We start from the raw sequence: 3,275 nt of genomic DNA on the forward strand, positions 1-3,275 counted from the left end.
CTCTAGGTGCAGTCCTTGTTTTTCTAGTCCAATTGAGACAATAGCAGTGCGTGGAGCTACGGAGTTAAGTCCTGCCCAAGCTGCTATATTGGCGATATTGACGATCGCCAACCCTACGCGATCGCTAGTTAGATGTTGCAGTGCCTGCTGATAGGTTGGACTTTCCAGCAATCCTACATCCCTGGCTTGGGCGGCATTAATGGCCTCTCGCAACACCTTAGGATGGTTAGCAACCAACAAAAACTGATCACCAACCATGGCTGTTGCTAGATTCGTCACTGTTGGACGCAGAGGAGATAGCCGTCTAGCGGGCACTTGCAGCGTTGGCTGTGAAGCCACTTCCGCTACAGGGCTAGGACTAGGTTGTGCCGATACAATTTGAACCCCCTTATACTGCTCGAAGGCTAAGGTTGCACCTGCGACAGCTTGGTTTTGCCAAAAGAGTTCTAGCATTTCTTGGGTGCGGGGCGCATCATGGGTTGCCGCTACCACTAGATAGCCTGGTTGCTGACCGTTACTAGGGTCACGGTCTAGGTCGATTGCAGTCATGGCCACTGTCAATTCATCACCTAACCAGGGCTGAATGTCTTAGTCGTAGTCTAAGTCAAACCCAGCTACCAATCCCTGCCGCAAACGGATCCACTCAAGTTGAGTACGTTGGCGATCGTGGGTCACGCTTTCCTGAAACTGTTCTAGTTGGTCAGGATTGACTAACAACGACAGCACTAATGGGCTTTGGCGCGGTAAAAACATAGCAGCATAGGGACTGCTACCGTAAGCATTGATCACCAGTTGCTTAGGGTTTTGTGTTGCAAACCACGTCAAGGTGGCAGCTACCAGCAAAACCACAGCCAGCAGACTGGCGACTAGAATGTAGATGACAGAGCGAGACTGCATAGATCAGGGTTGAAGGGTGAATGTGTAAGAGGTATGAACGACCAGAGAATTAATAAGAGGTGCAACTCAATGAAGGACATGCCAATCACCTTCATGAGTTTACCTGTCTGGGTACCGCCGTGGAAACTGCTGGTAGAATCGAAGTATTGCACAGGACAGCCAACAGTATGCAGCATGATGCTGACTTACAGAAGTCGTTACGAGATTTAATGAATGCAAAGCCATCCGCTAGTCGCAATCTAGACTTAGTAGTGGAAGGGATGCGCAATGCTGATCGTGCCTGCCAGCAAATGCTAGCGATCGAGGTCTGGGCCATTGCTAAGACCGTTGACAATCTCTTTCCTGGATTTTGGAACCGCTTCATGATCAACCGTCAGCAGGCTGTCAAACAGTTCTTGACAATGAAACATGCCAGACGAGCAGAAAACCCGCCTGAACAGCCACTGACAGAGATGATGACCAATGAACTGCCCATTGATAATCTCACGAGTGAGGATTTAGGGGTTGATGAACTGCTTCAGGATGAGTTCATTCTGAATGACGACTTAACCATCATTGATCTGTCTGATATAGACAGCGACATTGTTAATGGATCGGTAGTAGGATGACCTATTCACTAGCAGACTTAAATCAAATGTCTGAATCGGCATTTGTGGAGGCCTTGGGTGCCATTTTTGAAGATACTCCAGCGATCGCGGCAGCGGCTTGGCACCAGCGCCCGTTTCAGTCTATCGATGCATTGCACCAGTGTATGGTGGCCATTGTGGAGGCTATGAGTCCAGAGGCACAACTTGCCCTCATTCAAGCTCATCCAGATTTGGGCAGTCGGTTAGCGATGGCTCCTGCCTCAGCGCAAGAGCAAGCAGGTGTTGGATTAGACCGTCTAACCCCCGAGGAGTACGATCGCTTCTCTGAGCTGAACCAAGCCTACAAAAGTAAGTTTGGCTTTCCATTTATCATTGCCGTTCGCAACCATACCAAAGCCAGTATTCTGGCAGCATTTTCCCAGCGGCTTAACCATCTGCCAGCTACAGAACATCAACAAGCTCTGAACGAGATTTACCAAATTGCTCGTTTTCGCCTAGGAGATATTGTGCACTAAATCATGTGCCCTAAATCAGGGGTACTAAATCCACGAGGCAATGCCAGTCTTGGTGTTGAAGATCCACCAGTTGTAATCTTGGTGCGTTGTAATTTCGGTGATTGATAGGGATGAAGCTGTGACTGTACAACGGATTTTGCTGTGGTATCGCAATGACCTACGATCCCATGATCATGAACCTTTGCATACGGCACTTGCGTCTGGGGCACAGGTTATACCAGTCTACTGCTTTGACCCGCGTCAATTTGGCACTACATCCTTCGGGTTCCCAAAAACAGGTGGCTATCGTGCCCAGTTTTTGCTAGAGAGCGTAGCTGCATTGCGAGCAACCCTGCGCCAGTTGGGAAGTGATTTAGTGATTCGCTGTGGTCGTCCAGAGGCGGAAATTCCTCGCCTGTGTCAGCAGGTTGGGGCATCAGTTGTCTATTGCCATGCAGAGGTCACAAGCGAAGAGCTTGCCGTTGAGACAGCGCTAGAGCAAGCTCTAGGGTCAATCTCAGTCAAGTTTCGCACTATGTGGGGTCACACCCTTTACCACCCCGACGATTTGCCCATGCCCATTCACCAGTTGCCTGACGTATTTACGCAGTTTCGGAAACGGGTGGAACAAGAAGCTACTGTAAGACCAGCCTTACCGTCGCCTAGCCAGATGCCTGCGTTGCCCACAACCATTACTGTAGGAGAACTGCCTACCCTAGCTGATTTGGGTGTTGAGCCAACGACCCTTGACGATCGTGCTGTGATGCACTTTCACGGAGGGGAACCAGCCGGATTGCAGCGAGTGCAAGACTATATCTGGAATCGCGATCGCCTACGTATTTATAAGGATACGCGCAATGGCCTCCTAGGAGCGGACTATTCCTCAAAATTCTCCCCGTGGTTAGCCCTGGGCTGCCTCTCACCCCGGTTCATCTATCAACAGGTGCAAGCCTATGAAGCCAAACGGGTTAAAAATGACTCTACCTACTGGCTGGTATTTGAACTACTCTGGCGAGACTACTTTCGGTTTGTGTGCGCTCGCTATGGCAATCGTGTCTTCCGAGCCTCTGGGCTGCGAGGCATCCCCATTCCCTGGCGACAAGACTGGCAGCAGTTTGACCTCTGGCGTGAGGGCAATACTGGTTTTCCCTTGGTGGATGCCAACATGCGGGAACTAGCTGCCACTGGCTTTATGTCTAATCGTGGACGGCAAAATGTCGCTAGTTTTCTGACCAAAAACCTAGGCATTGACTGGCGCATGGGGGCCGAATGGTTTGAGTCGTTGCTGATAGACTAT

The 3,275-nt window shown here is 50.2% G+C and carries 3 protein-coding genes and 1 pseudogene; 3 read left to right on the forward strand and 1 reads right to left on the reverse strand.

Features of this window, described 5'->3' with window-relative positions:
* Nucleotides 1-897 (reverse strand): annotated as a pseudogene (locus NZ772_16105) (DUF3352 domain-containing protein).
* A gap of 167 nt (nt 898-1,064) precedes the next feature.
* Here NZ772_16105 and NZ772_16110 point away from each other — a divergent pair.
* The 3 genes from NZ772_16110 to NZ772_16120 all read left to right on the forward strand — a co-directional run.
* The gene (locus tag NZ772_16110; GenBank protein MCS6815079.1) at nt 1,065-1,505 is read left to right on the forward strand and encodes a hypothetical protein; all 441 of its coding nucleotides are present in this window, start codon (nt 1,065-1,067) and stop codon (nt 1,503-1,505) included.
* Nucleotides 1,502-1,999: a 2-oxo-4-hydroxy-4-carboxy-5-ureidoimidazoline decarboxylase gene (uraD, locus tag NZ772_16115; protein ID MCS6815080.1), complete on the forward strand. Its 498-nt coding sequence runs from the start codon at nt 1,502-1,504 to the stop codon at nt 1,997-1,999. Before NZ772_16110 ends, uraD begins: the two co-directional genes overlap by 4 nt.
* A gap of 118 nt (nt 2,000-2,117) precedes the next feature.
* Nucleotides 2,118-3,275 (forward strand): DASH family cryptochrome (locus NZ772_16120; GenBank protein ID MCS6815081.1); only part of this gene is annotated, 1,158 nt, incomplete at its 3' end.

Source organism: Cyanobacteriota bacterium, assembly GCA_025054735.1.
Classification (GTDB): Bacteria; Cyanobacteriota; Cyanobacteriia; order SKYG9; family SKYG9; genus SKYG9.

Excerpts from the sequence above, each read along its gene's own strand:
- NZ772_16110 (MCS6815079.1), top strand. The coding sequence starts at position 1,065 with ATGCAGCATGATGCTGACTTACAGAAGTCGTTACGAGATTTAATGAAT.
- uraD (MCS6815080.1), top strand. The coding sequence starts at position 1,502 with ATGACCTATTCACTAGCAGACTTAAATCAAATGTCTGAATCGGCATTT.